At 70.5% G+C, this 21855-nt stretch carries 19 protein-coding genes and 4 tRNA genes; 12 read left to right on the top strand and 11 right to left on the bottom strand.

All coding sequences use genetic code 11. The features are described 5' to 3' along the window. Positions 1–114 precede the first annotated feature (114 nt). Positions 115–432, bottom strand: coding sequence for an Lsr2 family protein (locus AB0F03_RS11710; RefSeq protein WP_020940956.1), 318 nt, complete (start codon positions 430–432; stop codon positions 115–117). Positions 433–765: 333 nt separating this feature from the next. On the opposite strand from AB0F03_RS11710, the gene purS reads away from it, so the two are divergent. From purS to purM, 7 genes are all read left to right on the top strand, one after another. Beyond that, entirely contained in the window at positions 766–1029 is a 264-nt protein-coding gene (gene purS, locus AB0F03_RS11705; RefSeq protein WP_121788014.1) for a phosphoribosylformylglycinamidine synthase subunit PurS, read from the top strand. Beyond that, positions 1026–1706, top strand: coding sequence for a phosphoribosylformylglycinamidine synthase subunit PurQ (purQ, locus tag AB0F03_RS11700; protein WP_356819301.1), 681 nt, complete (start codon positions 1026–1028; stop codon positions 1704–1706). The genes purS and purQ overlap by 4 nt, the downstream gene beginning before the upstream one ends. Then, on the top strand, positions 1703–3961 hold the full coding sequence (purL, locus tag AB0F03_RS11695) for a phosphoribosylformylglycinamidine synthase subunit PurL (RefSeq protein ID WP_361989257.1): 2259 nt from the start codon (positions 1703–1705) through the stop codon (positions 3959–3961). Before purQ ends, purL begins: the two co-directional genes overlap by 4 nt. 205 nt (positions 3962–4166) lie before the next feature. Next, the gene (locus AB0F03_RS11690; protein ID WP_361989254.1) at positions 4167–4964 is read left to right on the top strand and encodes a sterol carrier family protein; all 798 of its coding nucleotides are present in this window, start codon (positions 4167–4169) and stop codon (positions 4962–4964) included. Between the two features lie 152 nt (positions 4965–5116). Beyond that, the gene (locus AB0F03_RS11685) at positions 5117–5551 is read left to right on the top strand and encodes an META domain-containing protein (protein WP_361989251.1); all 435 of its coding nucleotides are present in this window, start codon (positions 5117–5119) and stop codon (positions 5549–5551) included. Positions 5552–5751: 200 nt separating this feature from the next. Then, positions 5752–7281, top strand: a complete 1530-nt coding sequence (gene purF / locus AB0F03_RS11680) for an amidophosphoribosyltransferase (protein ID WP_356819309.1) — start codon at positions 5752–5754, stop codon at positions 7279–7281. Between the two features lie 42 nt (positions 7282–7323). Beyond that, positions 7324–8433, top strand: a complete 1110-nt coding sequence (purM, locus tag AB0F03_RS11675; RefSeq protein ID WP_361989248.1) for a phosphoribosylformylglycinamidine cyclo-ligase — start codon at positions 7324–7326, stop codon at positions 8431–8433. Positions 8434–8496: 63 nt separating this feature from the next. Here purM and AB0F03_RS11670 read toward each other — a convergent pair whose 3' ends face one another. Then, a complete protein-coding gene (locus AB0F03_RS11670; protein ID WP_361989245.1) occupies positions 8497–8745 on the bottom strand; it encodes a DUF3073 domain-containing protein in 249 nt (82 codons plus the stop codon). A gap of 290 nt (positions 8746–9035) precedes the next feature. Then, complete coding sequence (locus AB0F03_RS11665; protein ID WP_361989242.1) at positions 9036–10142, bottom strand: Glu/Leu/Phe/Val dehydrogenase dimerization domain-containing protein; 1107 nt, start codon at positions 10140–10142, stop codon at positions 9036–9038. Between the two features lie 199 nt (positions 10143–10341). Between AB0F03_RS11665 and AB0F03_RS11660 the strand changes: the two genes are divergently transcribed. Both AB0F03_RS11660 and bldC read left to right on the top strand, forming a co-directional pair. Then, complete coding sequence (locus AB0F03_RS11660) at positions 10342–11184, top strand: hypothetical protein (RefSeq protein ID WP_361989239.1); 843 nt, start codon at positions 10342–10344, stop codon at positions 11182–11184. Between the two features lie 542 nt (positions 11185–11726). Beyond that, positions 11727–11933 (top strand): developmental transcriptional regulator BldC, encoded by a 207-nt coding sequence (gene bldC, locus AB0F03_RS11655; RefSeq protein WP_003949541.1) that lies wholly within the window; start codon positions 11727–11729, stop codon positions 11931–11933. A 460-nt stretch (positions 11934–12393) separates the two neighbouring features. Here bldC and AB0F03_RS11650 read toward each other — a convergent pair whose 3' ends face one another. The 3 genes from AB0F03_RS11650 to hrpA form a co-directional block, all read right to left on the bottom strand. Further along, on the bottom strand, positions 12394–12609 hold the full coding sequence (locus AB0F03_RS11650) for a DUF6274 family protein (protein WP_361989236.1): 216 nt from the start codon (positions 12607–12609) through the stop codon (positions 12394–12396). Between the two features lie 196 nt (positions 12610–12805). Continuing rightward, a tRNA-Asp gene (locus AB0F03_RS11645) sits at positions 12806–12880 on the bottom strand. A gap of 94 nt (positions 12881–12974) precedes the next feature. Then, positions 12975–16919, bottom strand: a complete 3945-nt coding sequence (gene hrpA, locus AB0F03_RS11640) for an ATP-dependent RNA helicase HrpA (RefSeq protein ID WP_361989233.1) — start codon at positions 16917–16919, stop codon at positions 12975–12977. A 290-nt stretch (positions 16920–17209) separates the two neighbouring features. On the opposite strand from hrpA, the gene AB0F03_RS11635 reads away from it, so the two are divergent. Continuing rightward, a complete protein-coding gene (locus AB0F03_RS11635) occupies positions 17210–18268 on the top strand; it encodes an ABC transporter permease (protein WP_361989230.1) in 1059 nt (352 codons plus the stop codon). Here AB0F03_RS11635 and AB0F03_RS11630 read toward each other — a convergent pair. The 5 genes from AB0F03_RS11630 to AB0F03_RS11610 form a co-directional block, all read right to left on the bottom strand. Continuing rightward, positions 18265–18585, bottom strand: a complete 321-nt coding sequence (locus AB0F03_RS11630) for a hypothetical protein (protein WP_361989228.1) — start codon at positions 18583–18585, stop codon at positions 18265–18267. The two genes, AB0F03_RS11635 and AB0F03_RS11630, sit on opposite strands and share 4 nt — an antisense overlap. Positions 18586–18732: 147 nt before the next feature. After that, positions 18733–18809, bottom strand: a tRNA-Phe gene (locus tag AB0F03_RS11625). A gap of 24 nt (positions 18810–18833) precedes the next feature. Continuing rightward, positions 18834–18908: transfer RNA gene (locus tag AB0F03_RS11620), tRNA-Asp, on the bottom strand. Positions 18909–18944: 36 nt separating this feature from the next. Continuing rightward, a tRNA-Glu gene (locus tag AB0F03_RS11615) sits at positions 18945–19017 on the bottom strand. A gap of 80 nt (positions 19018–19097) precedes the next feature. Beyond that, entirely contained in the window at positions 19098–20651 is a 1554-nt protein-coding gene (locus AB0F03_RS11610; RefSeq protein ID WP_361989225.1) for a metallophosphoesterase, read from the bottom strand. An 83-nt stretch (positions 20652–20734) separates the two neighbouring features. On the opposite strand from AB0F03_RS11610, the gene AB0F03_RS11605 reads away from it, so the two are divergent. Both AB0F03_RS11605 and AB0F03_RS11600 read left to right on the top strand, forming a co-directional pair. After that, positions 20735–21085 (top strand): metallopeptidase family protein, encoded by a 351-nt coding sequence (locus AB0F03_RS11605; RefSeq protein WP_356819330.1) that lies wholly within the window; start codon positions 20735–20737, stop codon positions 21083–21085. Between the two features lie 88 nt (positions 21086–21173). Continuing rightward, on the top strand, positions 21174–21692 hold the full coding sequence (locus AB0F03_RS11600) for a hypothetical protein (RefSeq protein WP_361989222.1): 519 nt from the start codon (positions 21174–21176) through the stop codon (positions 21690–21692). Positions 21693–21855: the final 163 nt, after the last annotated feature.

Raw genomic sequence — 21855 nt, 5'->3', positions numbered from 1 at the left:
GCCGATCGGCAGGGGGGTAACGCAAGTCGGCTCCCCCTGTGACCCGGTTCGCCCCCAAGTGTGCACTCCCCAGGGCCCGCTGACGGACCCTGAGGACGTGCCCCCTTCGCGGGCTCACTGCGCGGCGCTGAACGCCTCGTAGACCTTCTTCGGGATGCGCCCGCGTGCGGGCACGTCCATCTTGTTGGCCTGGGCCCAGGCGCGGACGGCCGCCGGGTCGGGGGCGACCTCCGTCTGCTTGTACGCCTTGCCCGACCGCGACCGCTTGCGGCCGGCCTCGACGTAGGGCGCGAGCGCCTTGCGCAGTTTCCTGGCGTTGGTTTCGTTCAGGTCGATCTCGTACGACCGGCCGTCGAGTCCGAAGGCGATCGTCTCCGCCGCTTCCGAGCCGTCGATGTCGTCGAAGAGAGTGACCACGACCTTTTGCGCCACGAATATCGGTCCCTTCGTGCGGCACGTCGATACAGCTCAACGCCGATGACGTGCCGGGTATCGGCTATTGCCAATTCATTTGTATGGTGCCCGGCAATGCAAATGTACCGTGCGCGGCAATGCAAAGTGAAGCCCGACTAAATCCACCCGCGTGTCCGAGCGCAATAGGTGGATCGGGAGGATGGTCGAACTTTCCCAGAATTTTTCACGGGCAGGCAGGTCCGACACCCGATCGTGATGCTCCTCACGTAGTTTCCTCCAACTCTACTCGCGTAGAAATTTTGTACGGGTAGTCTGAAGGAACCTGCTCAGCACCACACACCGGGAGTGCCAGTGGCACGCGTCGTAGTCGACGTCATGCTCAAGCCGGAGATCCTCGACCCCCAGGGCCAGGCGGTCCAGCGTGCGCTGCCGCGCCTGGGTTTCGAGGGGATCTCGGACGTACGTCAGGGAAAGCGTTTCGAACTGGAAGTTGACGGGCCGGTCGACGAGGCCGCGCTCACCCGCATCCGCGATCTTGCGGAATCCTTCCTCGCCAACACCGTGATCGAGGACTTCACCGTCCGGGTCGACGAAGTCGCGGAGGCGGCCAAGTGACCGCTCGTATTGGCGTCGTCACTTTCCCGGGCAGCCTGGACGACCAGGACACCCGGCGCGCGGTCCGTCTGGCGGGTGCCGAGCCGGTCGCCCTGTGGCACAAGGACAAGGACCTCAAGCAGGTCGACGCCGTCGTCCTGTGCGGCGGTTTCTCCTACGGCGACTATCTGCGGGCCGGCGCCATCGCCCGTTTCTCGCCGGTCATGGAGTCCCTGATCGAACAGGCGAAGGCCGGCCTCCCGGTCCTCGGCATCTGCAACGGCTTCCAGATCCTCACCGAGGCCCACCTCCTCCCGGGCGCGATGCTCGGCAACGACCACCTCCACTTCATCTGCCGCGACCAGAAGCTGCGGGTGGAGAACGCGGAGACGGCCTGGACCGGCGACTACCGCGCCGGCCAGGAGATCCACATCCCGCTGAAGAACATGGACGGCCGGTACGTCGCCGACGCGTACACGCTGGACGAGCTGGAGGCGGAGGGCCGGGTCGCCTTCCGGTACGTGGACTTCAACCCGAACGGCTCGCTCCGCGACATCGCCGGCATCACCAACGAGGCCGGGAACGTCGTGGGGCTGATGCCGCACCCGGAGCACGCCGTGGAGCCGCTCGTCGGCACCGGCCGCACCGACGGCCTCCCCTTCTTCACCTCGATCCTCAAGAAGCTGGTCAACGCATGAGCCGGACGCCTCTGGACACGGTCGAGCACGCGGCCGGGACCCCCGACGTCGAGCTGCCCTGGGCCGAACTCGGTCTGAAGAAGGACGAGTACGAGCGGGTGGTGGAGATTCTCGGCCGCCGCCCCACCGGCGCCGAACTCGCCATGTACTCGGTCATGTGGTCCGAGCACTGCTCGTACAAGTCCTCCAAGGTCCACCTGCGCCAGTTCGGCGAGAAGGCGCCCGAGTCGGACGCCCTGCTCGTCGGCATCGGCGAGAACGCCGGCGTCGTGGACGTCGGCCAGGGCTACGCGGTCACCTTCAAGGTCGAGTCGCACAACCACCCCTCCTACGTCGAGCCCTACCAGGGCGCGGCCACGGGCGTCGGCGGCATCGTCCGCGACATCATCGCCATGGGCGCCCGCCCGGTGGCGGTCGTGGACCCGCTGCGCTTCGGCGCCGCCGACCACCCCGACACCAAGCGCGTCCTGCCGGGCGTGGTCGCGGGCATCGGCGGCTACGGCAACTGCCTGGGCCTGCCCAACATCGGCGGCGAGGTCGTCTTCGACGCCTGCTACCAGGGTAATCCGCTGGTCAACGCCGGTGCCATCGGTGTGATGCGGCACGAGGACATCCACCTCGCCAAGGCCTCCGGCACGGGCAACAAGGTCATCCTGTACGGCGCCCGGACCGGCGGCGACGGCATCGGCGGCGCCTCGATCCTCGCCTCCGAGACCTTCGACGACGCCAAGCCGTCCAAGCGGCCCGCGGTGCAGGTCGGCGACCCCTTCCAGGAGAAGCTCCTCATCGAGTGCACCCTGGAGGCGTTCAGCGAGAAGCTGGTCGTCGGCATCCAGGACCTCGGTGCCGCCGGCCTGTCCTGCGCCACCTCCGAGCTGGCCTCCAACGGCTCCGGCGGTATGCGTGTGACGCTGGACGACGTCCCGCTGCGCGACTCGACGCTCTCGCCCGAGGAGATCCTCATGAGCGAGTCGCAGGAGCGCATGTGCGCGGTCGTGGAGCCGGAGAAGGTCGGCCGGTTCCTGGAGATCTGCGAGAAGTGGGACGTCATCGCCACCGTCATCGGTGAGGTGACCGACGGTGACCGGCTGGAGATCTTCTGGCACGGCGAGAAGATCGTCGACGTCGACCCGCGCACCGTCGCGCACGAGGGCCCGGTCTACGAGCGCCCCTACGCGCGCCCCGACTGGCAGGACGCGCTCCAGGCGGACGACGCGAACAAGCTGCCTCGTCCGGAGACCTCCGAGGAGCTGAGGGCCCAGGTCCTGAAGCTGGTCGGCTCCCCCAACCAGGCCTCCAAGAAGTGGATCACGTCCCAGTACGACCACTTCGTGCAGGGCAACACCGTCCTCGCCCAGCCGGAGGACTCCGGCATGATCCGCGTGGACGAGGAGACCGGGCTCGGCGTCGCGATCGCGACGGACGGCAACGGCCGCTACGCCAAGCTGGACCCGTACACCGGCGCCCAGCTGGCCCTGGCCGAGGCCTACCGGAACGTGGCGACCACCGGCGCCAAGCCGCTCGCCGTCTCCGACTGCCTGAACTTCGGTTCGCCCGAGGACCCGGCGGTCATGTGGCAGTTCGCGGAGGCCGTGCGCGGTCTCGCCGACGGCTGCCGCCAGCTGGGCACGCCCGTGACCGGCGGCAACGTCTCGCTGTACAACCAGACCGGCGAGGCCGCCATCCACCCGACCCCGGTCGTGGCCGTCCTCGGCGTCATCGACGACGTCGCCCGCCGCACCCCGGTCGCCTTCCAGGAGGAGGGCCAGCTGCTCTACCTCCTCGGCGACACCCGCGAGGAGTTCGGCGGCTCGGCCTGGTCCCAGGTGATCCACGACCACCTCGGCGGGCTGCCGCCCAAGGTGGACCTGGAGCGGGAGCGGCTGCTGGCCGAGATCCTGATCTCCGCCTCCCGTGACGGCATGATCGACTCCGCGCACGACCTGTCCGACGGCGGCCTGGTCCAGGCCGTGGTCGAGTCCGCGCTGCTCGGCGGCAAGGGCGCCCGCCTGGTCGTCCCGGACGGCCTGGACGCCTTCACCTTCCTGTTCTCCGAGTCGGCCGGCCGTGCGATCGTCGCCGTGCCGCGCTCGGAGGAGGTCCGCTTCAACGACATGTGCGGTGCGCGCGGCCTGCCGGTCACCCGCATCGGTGTCGTGGACGGTGACACGGTCGAGGTGCAGGGCGAGTTCACCCTCACCCTCACCGAACTCCGCGAGGTCCACGAGAGCACGATCCCGGCGCTGCTGGCGTAGTACCCGCGGCCCCGCCGAAAGCCCTGCCCGGTCCCGGGCGGGGCTTTCGCGCGTACCGCCGGGGTCCTTCCCGCGCCCCTACCGCTGTCTCCCGGGTGCTCTCGCACCGTCACCGGACGCGCCCCGACGGCCTGGTTGAGCGTCAGGCGGTGGCCCCGGGAAAGGCCGCTGAAGCCCCTGCGCCCGCGGGCTTAAGGTCGCTTCCATGCCACCGGCCAGGAAGCGCGCCCGCAGTTATGACCCCGCCAAGACCCGCGCCGCGGTCTTCACCCAGCTCGGCACCGTACGGGAGGCCGTCCGCGGGCTCGACCCCGGACAGCTCGCCCTGCCCACCCGGCTCGGCGACTGGACCGTGCGGGACCTGATCGCCCACATCGGCGTGGCCGTCACGGCCGTGCACCGCGCCCTGGACCGGCCGGCCCCGCCGAAGCAGGACGTCCGGGTGGCCGAATGGCCCTTCGCCACCGCCGCCGCCGCGGGCGCGATCGCCGATTCCGCCCGGAACCTCGCCGCGGACCGCCCCGACCTCGACGCCTACCTCACCGAGGCCGAGGACGGCCTGCGCGCCCTGCTCGCCGCACACGCCGGCAGCCGGCTCCTGGAGACCGACGCGGGTGCCATGCCGCTGGACGACTACCTCGTCACCCGCGCCGTCGAACTCGTCGTCCACACCGACGACCTCAACGCCGCCGTCCCCGGCCTGGAGGTGCCGTACGACCGGCAGGCCCTGGCCGCCGCCACCCGGCTCCTCGCCGACGCCCTCGCGGTGAAGGCGCCCGGCGGCTCCACCGAGGTGCGGGTGCCGCCGTACGCCGTCGTGCAGTGCGTCGAGGGGCCCCGGCACACCCGCGGCACCCCGCCCAACGTCGTGGAGACCGACCCGCTGACCTGGATCCGGCTCGCCACCGGGCGCCTGTCCTGGGCCGACGCGCTGGCCGGGGCGAAGGTCGGCGCCAGCGGGGAACGGGCGGACATCGGCGGACTCCTGCCGGTCATGTCGTAGCCCCGCCCGCCGTCCTGCCACGGCGCCGTTCGCCGGTCATGCCCTGGCCGCCGGTCGTGCCCTGTCCGCCGGTCCGTCGCGTCCGCGTCCCCGCCGCGGAACCGGTCGCACCGCTCGTCCGTCGAATCCGTATGAACCGGTACAAGCAGCACATGTTCCTGGCAGTGGCCGGCGTGTTCCTGCCGCTCACGGTGGCCTGCGGCAGCGCGGCGGGGGACAGTGGAGCGGTGAGCGCCCAGCAGCCGGTGACCGGGATCGACTGGCGGGTCGACGGCATCACCGTCGGCGGCGCGACCCGCCACGCGCCCGCCACCGCGCGCCTGCGCATCGACGAGGACGGCAGGGCCGCCGGCAATCTCGGCTGCAACCGCTTCAGCGCCCGGGCCACCGTGCACGGCGACCGGATCACCATCGGCGACCTGCGCACGACCCGGATGGCCTGCGCCCCGGCCCGGATGGACTTCGAGCGCGCCCTCGCCCGCACCCTCACCACCGGCACGCTCACCGCGCGGGCCGACGGGGCGAAGGCCACCCTCACCGACGGCGACGGCGACCGCGTCCACCTCAGCCGCCGCGCGCCGGCATGATGTGCGACACCTCACTCACGCACCCGGCGAAAAGCCTTGTGGCCAGCCCGCACGGCGCGGGCCGCACCCCCGGCCGTCCGTGACGCACGGCCTTGACCAGCGGGAACGCGAAAACACCCAAAGTGATCGCATCCGCGTTCTCGGCAACCGACACGATCCCCAATTCGGACCAGTGGTCGATCTCGCCTACACTCGGTGGCGTGCCACGTGGTGACGGTCGACTCAATCACGATCTGCTTCCCGGCGAAAAGGGCCCCCAGGACGCTTGCGGCGTCTTCGGTGTCTGGGCGCCGGGTGAAGAGGTCGCAAAGCTCACGTACTTCGGGCTCTACGCCCTCCAGCACCGGGGCCAGGAATCCGCGGGAATCGCGGTCAGCAACGGCTCCCAGATCCTCGTCTTCAAGGACATGGGCCTGGTCTCCCAGGTCTTCGACGAGACCTCTCTCGGCTCGCTCCAGGGCCACATCGCGGTCGGACACGCCCGCTACTCGACCACCGGTGCCTCCGTGTGGGAGAACGCCCAGCCGACGTTCCGTGCCACCGCGCACGGCTCGATCGCGCTCGGGCACAACGGCAACCTGGTCAACACGGCGCAGCTCGCCGAGATGGTCGCCGCGCTGCCCAACGACAACAACAGCCGCTCCACCCGGGTCGCGGCCACCAACGACACCGACCTGCTGACGGCCCTTCTGGCCGCCCAGGTCGACGAGGACGGCAAGCCGCTGACCATCGAGGAGGCCGCCCACGCGGTCCTCCCGAAGGTGCAGGGCGCCTTCTCCCTCGTCTTCATGGACGAGCACACCCTCTACGCCGGCCGCGACCCGCAGGGCATCCGTCCGCTGGTCCTCGGCCGTCTGGAGCGCGGCTGGGTGGTCGCCTCCGAGTCCGCCGCCCTCGACATCTGCGGCGCCAGCTATGTGCGCGAGATCGAGCCGGGCGAGTTCGTCGCCATCGACGAGAACGGCCTGCGCAGCTCCCGGTTCGCGGAAGCGAAGCCCAAGGGCTGTGTCTTCGAGTACGTGTACCTGGCCCGCCCGGACACCGACATCGCCGGCCGGAACGTGTACCTCTCCCGCGTGGAGATGGGCCGCCGCCTGGCCAAGGAAGCGCCCGCCGAGGCCGACCTGGTCATAGCGACCCCGGAATCCGGCACCCCGGCCGCCATCGGTTACGCGGAGGCCTCCGGCATCCCCTTCGGCGCGGGCCTGGTGAAGAACGCCTACGTCGGGCGTACGTTCATCCAGCCCTCCCAGACCATCCGCCAGCTGGGCATCCGTCTGAAGCTGAACCCGCTGAAGGAAGTCATCAAGGGCAAGCGCCTGGTCGTCGTCGACGACTCGATCGTGCGCGGCAACACCCAGCGGGCCCTGGTCCGCATGCTCCGCGAGGCGGGCGCCGCCGAGGTCCACATCCGGATCTCCTCCCCGCCCGTGAAGTGGCCCTGCTTCTTCGGCATCGACTTCGCCACGCGCGCGGAGCTGATCGCCAACGGCATGACCATCGAGGAGATCGGCACCAGCCTGGGCGCCGACTCCCTGGCCTACATCTCCATCGACGGCATGATCGAGGCGACCACGATCGCCAAGCCGAACCTGTGCCGCGCCTGCTTCGACGGCGAGTACCCGATGGACCTGCCGGACCCGGAGCTGCTCGGCAAGCAGCTGCTGGAGACGGAGCTGGCCGCGGGCCCGGCCGCCACGGCCGCGACCGACGCGATCCGCCGCCCGTAATCCCCGCTGTTCACGCGGTACGACACGAAAGTTCTCAAGGTCATGTCTTCTGATGGTTTTCATCAGCGTGCCCCGCATGCCGGCCCGTCCGCCGCGGACGGCGCCAGCTACGCGAGCGCCGGCGTCGACATCGAGGCGGGCGACCGCGCGGTGGAGCTGATGAAGGAGTGGGTGAAGAAGACCCGGCGCCCCGAGGTGCTGGGCGGCCTCGGCGGTTTCGCCGGGCTCTTCGACGCCTCCGCCCTCAAGCGCTACGAGCGCCCGCTGCTCGCCTCCGCCACGGACGGCGTCGGCACCAAGGTCGACATCGCGCGCCGCATGGGCGTCTACGACACCATCGGCCACGACCTGGTCGCCATGGTCATGGACGACATCGTGGTGTGCGGCGCCGAGCCGCTGTTCATGACCGACTACATCTGCGTCGGCAAGGTCCACCCCGAGCGGGTCGCCGCGATCGTCAAGGGCATCGCCGAGGGCTGTGTGCTGGCCGGCTGCGCCCTGGTGGGCGGCGAGACGGCCGAACACCCGGGTCTGCTGGGCGAGGACGACTTCGACGTCGCCGGCGCCGGTACGGGCGTCGTGGAGGCGGACCGGCTGCTCGGCGCGGATCGTATCCGTACGGGTGACGCCGTGATCGCCATGGCGTCCTCCGGGCTTCACTCGAACGGGTACTCCCTGGTCCGGCACGTCCTGCTGGACCGCGCCGGGATGGCCCTGGAGACGGAGGTCGCGGAGCTGGGCCGGAGCCTCGGCGAGGAGCTCCTGGAGCCCACGAAGATCTACTCGCTGGACTGCCTGGCGCTCACCCGCACCACCGATGTGCACGCCTTCAGCCACATCACCGGCGGCGGTCTCGCCGCCAACCTGGCCCGGGTGATCCCGGACGGCATGCACGCCGTGGTCGACCGCTCGACCTGGACCCCGGGCGCGATCTTCGGTCTGGTCGGGACGGCCGGCAACGTCGAGCGCCTGGAGCTGGAGAAGACCCTGAACATGGGCGTCGGCATGATGGCGATCGTCCCGCAGGAGTCCACCGAGGTGGCTCTGGCGACCCTGGCCGACCGCGGCGTCGAGGCGTGGGTGGCCGGCGAGATCACCGAGCGGGACGGGAAGACGACCGGCGCGGAGCTGGTCGGGGACTACGCCGTCTGACCGTGCGGACAGCACGAAATCCGGTCGGTGGCTGCGCCACCGACCGGACCGATCCGTGCAAGGTCAAGCGCCTCTACGATGCGACGGGGACTCGTCGTCCTCGTCCTCGTCGTCGTCCTCATAGAGGTCGGCGTACCGTGCATACAGGTCGTCGTCGTGCTCATCGTCCGTGAAACGGTCGCCGTTCCGCGACTGGTTCGACGTCGATGCGCCCAGCTCCTCGGCCAGGCGTGAGAGGTCAGTCCCGCCGCTGTTGTACTTCAGCTGACGGGCAACCTTTGCCTGTTTGGCCTTGGCCCGGCCGCGCCCCATGGCTCGACCCCCTCAACGACGGGGCTCGACGGCCCCAGAGTCTGACACGCGTTCATGGTCTGGAACGGACTCTCCGCGGAGAGGCCGGTCCGTAGGGCTTCCACGGTACCTGAGCCCGCGCCCCTACGGTACGTCGCCCACGGTACGCGCGTCTGCCCAGAACCCTCGAGGCGCCCTGTCCTCGCTGGTCAGTGATGATTTTAACCAGTTCTGAAGGAACGACCCGCCGGTGGAAGTGAGAGTTCTCTCCAACTTGCCGCCGACGGGTACCGCTCATCCGTTCGATCGCATCAGCGTGCGATGCCGCCCGCGCGGGCCTCGGCCATGCGCTGCTCGGCGATCCGGTCGGCCGCGGCGGCCGGCGGAATGCCGTCGTCCTTCGCTCGCGCGAATATGGCCAGCGTGGTGTCGAAGATCCTGGCCGCCTTCGCCCTGCACCGGTCGAAGTCGAATCCGTGCAGTTCGTCGGCGACCTGGATGACCCCGCCGGCGTTCACCACGTAGTCCGGCGCGTAGAGGATTCCGCGGTCGGCGAGGTCCTTCTCCACCCCGGGGTGGGCGAGCTGGTTGTTGGCGGCCCCACAGACCACCCCGGCCGTCAGCACGGCCACGGAGTCGTCGTTCAGGGCCCCGCCGAGGGCGCAGGGGGCGTAGATGTCCAGGCCCTCGGTCCGGATCAGCGCCTCGGTGTCGGCGACGGCCGTCACGCCCTCGGGGTGCTGGTCGAGGATCCGCTGGACGGCGTCCGCGCGCACGTCCGTGACGACGACCTCGGCACCCTCGTCCCGCAGGTGCCTGACCAGGTGGTGGCCGACCTTGCCGACCCCGGCGACGCCGACCTTCCGGCCCCGCAGCGACGGGTCGCCCCACAGGTGCTGGGCGGAGGCGCGCATGCCCTGGTAGACACCGAAGGCGGTGAGCACGGAGGAGTCGCCGGCGCCGCCGTTCTCGGGGGAGCGGCCGGTCGTCCAGCGGCACTCGCGGGCCACCACGTCCATGTCGGCGACGTACGTGCCGACGTCGCACGCGGTGACGTAACGCCCGCCGAGCGAGGCGACCATGCGGCCGTAGGCGAGGAGCAGCTCCTCGGTCTTGTCGCGCTCCGGGTCACCGATGATCACGGCCTTGCCGCCGCCGTGACCGAGACCGGCCATGGCGTTCTTGTACGACATGCCGCGCGCGAGGTTGAGGGCGTCGGCGACGGCCTCGGCCTCGGACGCGTACGGGTAGAAGCGCGTGCCGCCGAGGGCGGGGCCCAGGGCGGTGTTGTGGATGGCGATCACGGCCTTGAGACCGCTGGCGCGGTCCTGGCAGAGCACGACCTGCTCATGGCCGCCCTGGTCCGAGTGGAACAGGGTGTGCAGGACATCAGCAGACGCGCCGGTTACGTCGGTCACTGTGGTGACTCCTGTGTAAAGAGCGGCGAGTGGGGTCGGACCCCGTACGGGTGGCGGGGTGCCGTGGCATGAGCGTAGAGCCTCCGCCCGAGCACCATCCGCGCAGTGTTCAGGATCACTCTCCCGCGTCCTGCGCGCACGCATGGGCGTGGCACGATGCGAGTGGTTTCGAGCCGGACCCGCTGGGGAGGGAGCAGGCGTGGCCAAGGAGTACTCGGTGGTCGTCCCCTACGCCACGTACCTGCGTGTGTACGAGCCGCTGGGCGCCTTCCCGGACGCGGAACGGGCCCACTGGGAGCGCTACGCCCGCCGCTCCGACCGCCCCTCCTACCAGGACGAGCTGCGCCGCTGTCTGGCCGCCCTGCTGCCCACCCCGCCGGTGGCGGTCCCGGTGCAGGAGAGCGCCGACGCGTTCGTCCTGGAGGTCGACGGGGTCGTCTGCGTGTGCCCGTGGCGGACCCGGCTGCGCGGCTGGCAGGTCCTGGACGAGCTGCCCGGCGAACTGCCGCCGACGGTGCTGGACGCGGCGCTGCCGCCGCTGGTGCGCCGCCAGGCCGCCCAGGACCACGAGCGCTGGCTCGCCCGCAACCCCGACGCCCGTCCGTGGATCCGGACGGCGACCTGGCAGGTGCCGCTGAACTGGTTCGTGCTGGTCTCCGACGAGGAGCGCCGGTACGACAAGGGGACCGCCGAGGTGCCTCCGGTGCTGCGCTACCGCACACCGATGGTGCAGGCCAGGCGCCGGGTCGCGCGGGCGCTGCGCACGCTCAGGGACACCGTGGAGGAGGGCCCGCTGCTCGACGGCCTGATGGACGTCGGCCGCTGGCTGGAGGAGTTCCACCCGCGCTCACTGGTCGAGCTGGACTACGGCGGCCTGGTGCACGTGGTGCCGGCCGGCGAGCTGGAGGACGACCGGTCGGCGGCGGACGTGGCGGCCGGGATCGAGGCGCTGCGCCGGGGCGACGGGATGGCCGCCGGGGAGGCGTACGGGCGGCTGGTGGAGCGCTGGCGGGCGGTGCGGGACCGGCGTTCCGCGAACTGAGCGCGGGACACGATTCGAACAAAGTGACGTACGTCACGGCCCAAACCGCCGCGCACGACGTACGGTCTACGCACTTGGTCCATCTGACGGGACGTTGGTTCAGATCTGGACTTTCGTCCCAAGGGTGATGGACGGCACTTACCCGGCTCTTGCGCCTCTTGCCACCCCTCATGCCAAAATAGGACAAGGAGTCCGGGGAGGGCTCCTTCCGTCCAACTATGCTCGATCCTGGGCGGATTCTCCGCTTTGTAAGCTTTGGGGGGTCTGGTGACCTCTGATCGCCGCTGTGACTGATCGTCACAGTGGCGTGACTGTCCGCTATGGCACGGTCCATCGGCATCCGTCGCTGATGAACACCTGGGAGGGCAATTCCATCGGTTTGGCCGACGCGGCTGGACAGATGGTGTAGTTGTAGTGCCGAGGACAAGCCGTTCGTCCTATAACCGACTCGACTCGCGTCCGCCATTTCGGGCAACGCGGGTCAAGGTGCAGAATTTAGAGGAAAGAACCGAGAAGGTTCGGTTCTCCCGAGGAGGCCGCTCATGACCGCTCGCACCCCTGATGCCGAGCCGCTGCTGACCCCGGCTGAGGTCGCCACCATGTTCCGTGTCGACCCCAAGACGGTCACGCGGTGGGCGAAGGCCGGCAAGCTCACTTCCATCCGCACGCTCGGCGGGCACCGCCGCTACCGCGAGGCCGAGGTCCGCGCTCTGCTCGCGGGCATCCCGCAGCAGCGCAGCGAGGCCTGAACAACTTCATAACCGGGCAAGACGGTCGGTCCCCCAACCGGCCGAGGCGCCCGAAACCCTAGCTACAAGCGACGCGGGACCTGCCCCAACAGGGCCCACACCCCAGCCGAAGAGAGCGTTGCAGGCAAGCCGTACAGGGTGCGTCGTCGATCGCGCTGGACTCCGCCGAGTCCAGCGCGATCTTTTTTGTGCGCGGACCGGGGCCGGGAGGCGGCGCCGTGAGCGTCCTTGTCGGAGTCTGGGGAGGCCTGTCGGAACGACCGGGGGCGGCGCCTGAGGTCGGTGCAATTGCACATATTAAATCGACCCGTTGTATGAAGGGGGTAAATACCGCCGTTTCAAAAACTCATGCGGTGACTCCCGTCACACGCCGGGGCGCTTGTTGCCCCCCGCGTACGTGCGCTAGGGAAAGCGCGCGTTCCAGAATCCCGCCCCTGTACGGGGGTTGGGCCGGCGGGCGTCAGGAGGGCCGGGGGTCCTCGTCCTCGGCGGCCTGCCACCCCTCCTGGTCCTCGCCCTCCCCCTCGTCCTCCTGGCTCCAGGGGCCGGTGTCCATCGCCAGCCGCAGCAGGCGGTGGCAGATGGGGCAGTGGCGGGTGAGATGCCCGTACGGGGAGGCGGCCGACAGATGCGCCCTGAGCAGCGCCCGCGTCTCATGCCTGACCGAAGCCGCCATACGCCACCTCCGGGGCCGCACAGGAGGACGGAGCCCTGCTCCTTGGGTACCGAGGGAAAGCGGCGCCGTCAAGACCGCGCGCCTTTGGTGCGCGGGGGTGTTGAGGGGGCGGTACGACTGAGGCCCACGTCCCCCAGGGAGACGGATACGACTGAGGCCCGCGTCCCTTGCGGGATGCGGGCCTCAGTTCTTCATGCGGTCCTGACGGGATTTGAACCCGCGGCCTCCACCTTGACAGGGTGGCGAGCACTCCAAGCTGCTCCACAGGACCAGGTTTCGCGGCGCTTGTTGCTGTGTTGCGCTGCGAGAAGGACTGTACAGGAGGGCGAGGGTCCTGGTCGAACTCACCCTCCGTACGGTCCCCGTCACGGTGCGGCGGCGTCGATCGCCTTCAGGATCCGCTTGTCGGAGACCGGGTACGCCGTGCCCAGCGCGTGGGCGAAGTAGCTGACCCGGAGTTCCTCCAGCATCCAGCGGATGTCCAGGACGGAGGACGGCACCGGGCGGCCCTTCGGGAGCTGTTCCAGGAGCCAGGCGTACTCGTCCTGCATCTCGTGGACCTTCTCCATGCGCGTGGTGTCCCGCTGGACGCCCGTCGGCATCTGCTGGAGACGCCGGTCGACGGCCACGAGATAGCGCAGCAGGTCGGGCAGCCGGCGTATGCCCGCCCACGTCACGAAGCCGGGCTTCACCAGGGCGTCCAGCTGCTTGCGCACGTCCGTGAGGTTGGCGAGCAACGCCGGGCTGGAGACGGCCTTCAGGCGGCGTTCACAGGCCTGCCAGGCGGCCAGGACCTGCTGCACCTGGGCGACCGTACGGACCGTCGTGTCCACGATCTCCGCGCGCACCTTGTCGTACAGCTTGCGGTACGACTCCTCGTCCCAGGCCGGCCCGCCGAAGTCCGCGACGAGCTTGTCCGCCGCGGCCGTCGCGCAGTCCTCGAACAGGGCCTGCACGGAACCGTGCGGATTCGCGGACAGGGCCAGCTTCTGCTGGTTCGTCAGCCGGTCGGAGGCGAACTTCGCCGGGTTCACCGGGATGTTGCGGAGGATCAGGCGGCGGGTGCCCTTCCACATGGCCTCCGCCTGCTCGTCCTCGGTGTCGTAGAGACGGACCGAGACGGTGTCGCCGTCGTCCACCAGCGCGGGGTACGCCTTGACCGGCTGTCCGGCCCGGCGGGTCTCGAAGACGCGGGTGAGCGTGCCGATCGTCCAGTCGGTCAGGCCGGTGCGCTCCAGGGACTCCCCGCCCTCGCGGGAGGCGGTCGCGGCGGCGGCCTGGGACAGCGCCTTCCTCGCCTTCGGCTTCAACCGGAGCTTCAGCGCCTCCAGGTCCTTGTCCTCGGCCAGCTTCCGGCGCCGCTCGTCGACGATCCGGAAGGTGATCCTCAGGTGGTCGGGGACCTTCGCCCAGTCGAAGTCGTCCGCCTCGAAGGGCACGCCGACCATGCGCTTCAGCTCGCGGGCCATGGTCACCGTCAGCGGTTCCTGGAGGGGCACCGCCTTCTCCAGGAACGCCTTCGCGTAGTTCGGCGCCGGCACGTAGTGGCGGCGGACCGGCTTGGGCAGCGAGCGGATCAGCTCCGTCACCACCTCCTCGCGCAGCCCTGGGATCTGCCAGTCGAATCCCTCGCCGGTGACCTGGTTGAGGACCTGGAGCGGGATGTGCACGGTCACGCCGTCGGCGTCCGCGCCGGGCTCGAACTGGTACGTCACGCGGAAGGAGAGCTGCCCCTGCCGCCAGGTGTCCGGGTAGTCGGCCTTGGTGACCGCCTCCGCCGACTCCCGGATCAGCATCTCGCGCTCGAAGTCGAGGAAGTCCGGCTGCTCCTGCCGCTTGCGCTTCCACCAGGAGTCGAAGTGGGCGCCCGACACGGCGTGCGGGGGCACCCGCTCGTCGTAGAAGTCGAACAGCGTCTCGTCGTCCACGACGATGTCCCGGCGCCGGGCGCGGTGCTCCAGCTCCTCGACCTCGCTGAGCAGCCGGCGGTTGTCGGCGAAGAACTTGTGGTGCGTGCGCCAGTCGCCCTCCACCAGCGCGTTGCGGATGAAGAGTTCGCGGGAGACCTCGGGGTCGATGCGCCCGTAGTTCACCTTCCGCTGGGCGACGATCGGGACGCCGTACAGCGTCACCTTCTCGTACGCCATGACGGCCGCCTGGTCCTTCTCCCAGTGCGGTTCGCTGTACGTCCGCTTCAGCAGGTGCCCGGCGAGCGGCTCGACCCACTCGGGTTCGATCTTGGCGTTGACCCGCGCCCAGAGGCGGCTCGTCTCCACCAGCTCGGCCGACATCACGAACTTGGGCTGCTTCCGGAACAGCGCCGAACCCGGGAAGATCGCGAACTTGGCGCTGCGGGCGCCCAGGTACTCGTTCTTGTTGCCGTCCTTCACGTCCTTCATCCCGATGTGGGACAGGAGGCCGGCGAGGAGGGAGAGGTGGACGCGGTCGCCGGGGGCGTCGTCCTCGTTGGGGTGGATGCCCATCTGCTTGGCGACCGTGCGCAGCTGGCTGTAGATGTCCTGCCATTCGCGGATGCGCAGGAAGTTCAGGTACTCCTGCTTGCACATCCGCCGGAAGGACGACGAACCGCGCTCCTTCTGCTGCTCGCGGACGTACCGCCACAGGTTCAGATAGGCGAGGAAGTCACTGGTCTCGTCCTTGAACCGGGCGTGCTGCTGGTCGGCCTGGGCCTGCTTGTCGGCCGGGCGCTCGCGCGGGTCCTGGATGGACAGCGCGGCGGCGATGACCAGGACCTCGCGGACACAGCCGTTCTTGTCGGCCTCCAGCACCATCCGGGCCAGACGGGGGTCGACGGGCAGCTGGGCCAGCTTGCGGCCGGTGTCCGTGAGCCGTTTGCGGGCGTCCTTCTCGGCCGGGTCCAGCGCGCCCAGCTCCTGGAGCAGCTGCACGCCGTCACGGATGTTGCGGTGGTCCGGCGGGTCGATGAAGGGGAACTTCTCGATGTCGCCGAGTCCGGCCGCGGTCATCTGGAGGATGACGCTCGCCAGGTTGGTACGGAGGATCTCCGCGTCGGTGAACTCCGGGCGGGCGAGGAAGTCGTCCTCGGAGTAGAGCCGGATGCAGATGCCGTCGGACGTACGGCCGCAGCGGCCCTTGCGCTGGTTGGCGCTGGCCTGGGAGATGGCCTCGATGGGCAGCCGCTGGACCTTGGTGCGGTGGCTGTAGCGGCTGATCCGGGCGAAGCCGGGGTCGATGACGTACTTGATGCCGGGCACGGTGAGGGACGTCTCCGCGACGTTCGTCGCCAGGACGATCCTGCGTCCGGTGTGCTGCTGGAACACGCGGTGCTGCTCGGCGTGGGAGAGCCGGGCGTACAGCGGCAGTACCTCGGTGAACCGGTATCTCTTCTTCTCCAGCGCGTCCGCGGTGTCCCGGATCTCCCGCTCACCGGAGAGGAACACGAGGATGTCGCCCTTGCCCTCCGCCATCAACTCCTCGACGGCATCGGTGATCGCGGTGATCTGGTCCCGGTCGGCGTCCTCGGAGTCGTCCTCCAGGAGCGGCCGGTAACGCACCTCCACCGGGTACGTCCGCCCGCTGACCTCGACGATCGGCGCGTCGCCGAAGTGCCGGGAGAAACGCTCCGGATCGATGGTCGCCGAGGTGATGACGACCTTCAGGTCGGGACGCTTGGGCAGCAGTTGCGCGAGGTAGCCCAGCAGGAAGTCGATGTTGAGGGACCGCTCGTGGGCCTCGTCGATGATGATCGTGTCGTAGGCGCGCAGCTCACGGTCGGTCTGGATCTCGGCGAGCAGGATGCCGTCCGTCATCAGCTTGACGAAGGTGGCCTCCGGGTTCACCTGGTCGGTGAAGCGGACCTTCCAGCCGACGGTCTCGCCCAGCGGCGACTTCAGCTCGTCGGCGACCCGCTCGGCGACGGTCCGGGCGGCGATCCGCCGCGGCTGCGTGTGCCCGATCATGCCGCGCACGCCCCGGCCCAGTTCCAGACAGATCTTCGGGATCTGGGTCGTCTTGCCGGACCCGGTCTCACCGGCCACGATGACGACCTGGTGGTCGCGGATGGCGTCCGCGATCACGTCCTTCTTCTGGCTGACGGGCAGCTGTTCGGGATAGGTGACGGTCGGCACGCGGGAGCGCCGCTCGGCCATCCGGTCCTCGGCGCGGCGGATCTCGGTGTCGATCTCGGCGAGGACGGCGTCACGGGCCTCCGGCTTGCGGATCTTGCGCGCGCCCTCCAGCCGCCTGCCGATCCGGTGCGCGTCGCGCAGCGACAGCTCGGACAGACGAGGGGCGAGGGTGCCGAGGGCGGGGGCGGGATGCGTAGACATACGGCCTCCAGGATCTCACCTCGCCCGAAAAACACGCGAACGAATTGACCTGGGCGCGGATGGCGGGCCGCGCGAACGGCCGTCCGGGGGCCCGGGCTCCGCCGACAGCCGCCCCGTGAACAGTCGCCTCGGGGTCCGGACTCCGCCGACAGTTGGCCTCGCGGACAGCCGGTCCAGGGTCCGGCCCTGCGGACGGCCGGCCCAGGGCCCGGCCCTGTCGGTAACCGCACCCCTGCTGACAGCCGACGTCATCACGGCGGCCCGTCGGGACATGACCTAGCGTGGTCGGTATGCCCGATTCCCCCCACGGAAGCCACGGCCGCCCCCCTACCCGCGCGGAACGCTGGTCGGCGTTCCGGGAGTCGCCCTTCCTGCCCGCCTCGGTCCTGCTGTTGATCATCGCTGCGGCCGCCGGTCTCTTCGCCGGTTCCTACACGTACGCCATGGCCGACCCGACCCCCCACAACATCCCCACGGCGGTGACCGGCTCCTACGGCGGGCCGGCCGCCCGGCGGTTCCTCGACGGCATGGAACAGGCCCTGGGCGCCTCGCTGAAGCTGCATCCGTACGGCAGCCGGGAGGCCGCGGTGCGGGCGGTGGACGAGCAGAAGGAGTTCGCGGTGGTGGAGGCGGCCGCCGACGGCCGGTCGATCAGGCTGGACGTGTCGGGGGCGTCCGGGGCGACGGTCGCCCAGGTGCTCGGGGAGGCCGCGGTGAAGGTGGGCAGGGCCACGGGCACCACCGTGACGGTCCATGACCTGAAGCCGTCGCAGCGGGGCGACCCGCGCGGGCTGGCGATCTTCTACATCTCCCTGGCCGCCGTGATCATCGGCTTCGTCGGTGCCATCCAGCTGAGCGTGCACGCGCGGGCCCTGAACCCGCTGGAGCGGGTCGCCTTCACCGTGGCCTACGCGCTGCTCGGCGGGTTCGTGATCGTCGCGGTGGTGGACTGGCTGCTGGGCGCGGTGAAGCTGCCGTTCCTCGAGTCCTGGGGGATCCTCGCCCTGACGATGTTCACCACGGGCATGGTGTTCACGATGTTCAACACCCTCGTCGGGCGCTGGGCGATGCTGCCGACCTGGGGGCTGATGGTGCTGCTGGGCAACCCGTCGTCCGGCGGTGCCGTCTCCTGGCCGCTGCTGCCGTCCCCGCTCGGCACGATCGGCCGCTGGCTGCCGCCCGGCGCGTCGGTGAACGCCCAGCACACCGCGGTGTACTTCCGGGGGCACCAGCACGCGTTCCCGTTCCTGGTGCTGACGGGGTGGGCGGTGGTCTCCTGCGCGGTCCTCCTGATCTGGCGGCACCGGCACCCGGGCGGCCGGCCGGTCGGCCCGGCGCACGCGGCCTAGGGGACGCGCTGGGCGGGTGGGGCCGGTGGGGCCGCTTCGGTGTGCCGGGGGTAGGCGCCGTTCCCGAGGGCGATGGACCGCGCGGTGTTGGAGACGGCCTTGATGCCCAGGTAGGCGGTGGTCATACCGCTGACGGCGGTGAAGGCGGCCGTGAGGATGCCGACGATCACCGCCTTGTCGCCGTCGAGCCGCCAGACACCGAAGATCGCGACCGCGGCGATCGCCAGATTGCTGATGACGACCGCCAGCAGCCCGTACCGCGCCCGGATCTTCTCCAGGTCGGCGTCCCCGATGGCTCCGGTCCCGTTCCTGCTCATGTCTCCCCCGCCCCCTGCGCACCACGTCCGCTCCGCCTGAACGTAGCGCCGGGCGGGCGCGGTGCCAAGGTTGTCCGCCGCCGGCGCAGTCCCTCGGCGGACATGACGAAAGCCCCCTCCGACCGCGTCGGGAGGGGGCTTTCGCGCTGGTGGCTGGGGCCGGGGTCGAACCGGCGACCTTCCGCTTTTCAGGCGGACGCTCGTACCAACTGAGCTACCCAGCCACGGTGTTTCACGTGAAACACCAGCGGTCCTGACGGGATTTGAACCCGCGGCCTCCACCTTGACAGGGTGGCGAGCACTCCAAGCTGCTCCACAGGACCAAGCGTGTGTGCAACAGTGTCGCACACGGTAAAGCGTGCCCCCAACGGGATTCGAACCCGTGCTACCGCCTTGAAAGGGCGGCGTCCTAGGCCGCTAGACGATGAGGGCTATCGGCCCGCCTGGGCGCTTCTCAGCGCGTCGGGGACGTGAGAAGCATATGGGATGGCGCGGGGTATCGCCAAAACGGTTTACGGCGAGGTGGCGGAACCGGTCGGGGAGGGCGTGTGCGAGGCACCGGCGCCCGGCCGGTTCTCGTCCGCCAGGTGGCGGCTGACCTCCGCCGTCGTCAGCCCCAGGCCCCCCAGCTTGATCGCGTCCCAGGCCTGGAGCCTGCGGCTGTCCCGGTCGAAGTACAGGATCGAGGCCTCGATCGGCGCGGGCTCCCCGTGCTCCACCGCACGCAGCCCGCTGCCGCCCGTGGAGCCCTCCATCCGCAGCCGGGTGCCGTACGGCAGCATCTCCGTGCCCTCGTGGTGCAGGTGACCGCAGAGCACCAGCGGCACCTCGCCGTCCGTCTCCCGGGCGGCGGACGGCTCGTGCGCGACGGCCACGTCCGCCGGCGTGCCGGCCGTCCGCTGGTCGCGCAGGGCACTGGCCAGCCGGTCGCCCGCCAGTTCCTCGGACGCGTCCCGGCCGATCACCGCCGAGCGGTCGGGGGTGAACTGCGGATCACCGATGCCCGCGAACCGCAGGCCCGCGACCGTCTCCGTCCGGCCGTCGTCCAGGACGTGCACGTTCCGCATGCGCGCCAGGTACTGCTGGGTGGCCCGGGAGTCGTGGTTGCCGCGTACCCACACGTACGGCACGCCCAGGTCCCGGACCGGGTCCAGGAAGCCGTTCTCCGCCGCCGTGCCGTGGTCCATCGTGTCGCCGGAGTCGACGATCACGTCCACCTCGTACTGGTCCACCAGCGAGGCGATGATCTTCCAGCTCGCCGGGTTGAGGTGGATGTCCGACACGTGCAGGACCCGGATGGTGGAGGGGTCGGGGCGGTAGGCGGGGAGCGTGGACGTGACGTCGTAGAGCTTCGTCACGTTCGCCACCAGCCGGGCCAGTTCCTTCTGGTAGACGTCGAACTCCGTGACGATGCTGCGCGCGTTGCCGACCACGGACGGCGCCGAGCTGAGCAGCCCGGAGAACCGCGGCTCCAGAACGGACTTCGGGTTCCAGGTGGCGTACGCCGACGCGCCCGACGCGGCCAGCAGGACCAGCGCGAGGCCGCCGGCGGCCAGGGCCGGGCGCGGGCGGCGGTAGACGGCGAGCCCGAGGGCCGTGGCCCCGGAGACCACCGCCACACAGGAGCGCACGGCCAGGTCGAGCGTGCCGTGCTCGACGTCGCGGGCCACCTCGTCCTGGAGCCCGGAGAGCCGCTCCGGGTGGTCGACCAGGGCCTGGGAGCGCAGCGGGTCCAACTGGTCGACGTTGACGTCCAGGCGGACCGGCGCCACATGGCTGTCCAGGGTGAGCGCGCCCAGCGGCGACACGTTGATCTTCGTGCCGCCGGTGAGGGAGGGGCGCAGCGCCATGGTCGTGTCCATCGGGCCGACCGGGGCCCGGACGTTGCCGACGACCAGCAGGCCCAGCCAGGCGCCGAGCAGGACGACCCCGGCCAGCCCGATAGCGCGCGGCCAGGGGCGGGGCCGTGCGGCGGGGTCGAGGGAGCGGAGGGGGCGGGCGGTGCGGGTGCGGTTCGGGGTCCGGTTCGGCATGGTGCGCAGCACTGCGAGGGGGACGCGGGCCATTGGTCCCGTATGCCCAGGTGCCGACGCGGATATGCGACGGTCCGGAACGTACGTACGGGCCCCGCGTACCGGACAATGACGGTGTGCTGGAGATGACGCGCGAGGAGTTCGAGGAACTGGTGGCCGAGGCGCTCGACCGGATCCCGCCGGAGCTGACGCGGCTCATGGACAACGTGGCGGTGTTCGTGGAGGACGAGCCGCCCGCCGGTGACCCCGGCCTGCTCGGGCTGTACGAGGGCACCCCGCTGACCGACCGGGGCGAGTGGTACGCCGGTGTGCTGCCGGACCGGATCACCGTCTACCGCGGGCCCACGCTCAGGATGTGCGAGAGCCGCGAGGACGTCGTCGCGGAGACCGAGGTCACGGTGGTGCACGAGATCGCCCACCACTTCGGCATCGACGACGCCCGGCTGCACGCCCTCGGTTACGGCTGAGCGGTGATGCGAGCGGGACGCGTGTCCTCTTGCGGGCGGCGGGAGTTGGGGAGGTTGACTTCTTTCCCCGCCCCCGGAGGTGGCCGCCGTGCGCCCCTTGAACGTACCCGTCCGTCTCGCCGTCACGGTGCTGGCCGTCACCGCCGCCGCGGGCTGTATGAACGTGGGTGACGACGCGGGCCGGGCCCGCCCCGCCCACTCCGCGGGACGCCACGGGGGCGACGCGCCCGGCGGCGGTCCGGCGGGCGGCGTGGGCGGTGTCGGCGGCCCGGGCCGCGAGGAGCCGGCGGCGGACGGCAAGCACGGGCACGGCGGCAAGAAGAAGCCGGGCGGGTCACGGTCGGCGTCGGCCGGTCCGACCGGGGCGCGCAGCGCCTCCGCCGTCCCGGTGGAGCCGGGGAAGAGTGCCGGGCCCGGGGAACCGGTGCCGAGCATGGTGCCGCCGACACCGCCGGCCAGCACCGCGCCGCCCGAGCCGCCCGCCTCCACGCCGCCTCCGCCGGTCTCGGAGCCGCCGTCGGCGGAGCCGTCGTCCTCGGCGCACGAGGAGACGGGACCGCAGCTGGTGCAGCGGGAGCCGGCGCCCGCGGCGGGCGTCGCGGTATGATGTGAGCTGGACTTATGCGCTCGGTTTGCCTTCAGGGGCAGTGGGTGCGTATGGTAGTAGATCGTTTGATCCCATTTGCCCGGCGCCATCAGAGAGCGCCGTGTGGCGCGTACTCTCTCCCTTGCCGTGGCGGACCGCATTGAGGCGGTCGTGAGCGAAACAC

Origin of the sequence: Streptomyces sp. NPDC028722, assembly GCF_040637655.1 — a bacterium.
Lineage (GTDB): Bacteria > Actinomycetota > Actinomycetes > Streptomycetales > Streptomycetaceae > Streptomyces.
The sequence above is the reverse complement of the archived record's forward strand: the minus strand, read 5'-3'. Positions and strand labels throughout refer to the sequence as shown.

Excerpts from the sequence above, each read along its gene's own strand:
- AB0F03_RS11650 (WP_361989236.1), bottom strand. The coding sequence starts at position 12,609 with ATGGCGGCTTCGGTCAGGCATGAGACGCGGGCGCTGCTCAGGGCGCAT.
- AB0F03_RS11630 (WP_361989228.1), bottom strand. The coding sequence starts at position 18,585 with ATGAGCAGGAACGGGACCGGAGCCATCGGGGACGCCGACCTGGAGAAG.
- AB0F03_RS11690 (WP_361989254.1), top strand. The coding sequence starts at position 4,167 with ATGCCACCGGCCAGGAAGCGCGCCCGCAGTTATGACCCCGCCAAGACC.
- AB0F03_RS11685 (WP_361989251.1), top strand. The coding sequence starts at position 5,117 with ATGTTCCTGGCAGTGGCCGGCGTGTTCCTGCCGCTCACGGTGGCCTGC.
- AB0F03_RS11610 (WP_361989225.1), bottom strand. The coding sequence starts at position 20,651 with ATGGCCCGCGTCCCCCTCGCAGTGCTGCGCACCATGCCGAACCGGACC.
- purM (WP_361989248.1), top strand. The coding sequence starts at position 7,324 with ATGTCTTCTGATGGTTTTCATCAGCGTGCCCCGCATGCCGGCCCGTCC.
- AB0F03_RS11670 (WP_361989245.1), bottom strand. The coding sequence starts at position 8,745 with ATGGGGCGCGGCCGGGCCAAGGCCAAACAGGCAAAGGTTGCCCGTCAG.
- bldC (WP_003949541.1), top strand. The coding sequence starts at position 11,727 with ATGACCGCTCGCACCCCTGATGCCGAGCCGCTGCTGACCCCGGCTGAG.
- AB0F03_RS11635 (WP_361989230.1), top strand. The coding sequence starts at position 17,210 with ATGCCCGATTCCCCCCACGGAAGCCACGGCCGCCCCCCTACCCGCGCG.
- purL (WP_361989257.1), top strand. The coding sequence starts at position 1,703 with ATGAGCCGGACGCCTCTGGACACGGTCGAGCACGCGGCCGGGACCCCC.
- hrpA (WP_361989233.1), bottom strand. The coding sequence starts at position 16,919 with ATGTCTACGCATCCCGCCCCCGCCCTCGGCACCCTCGCCCCTCGTCTG.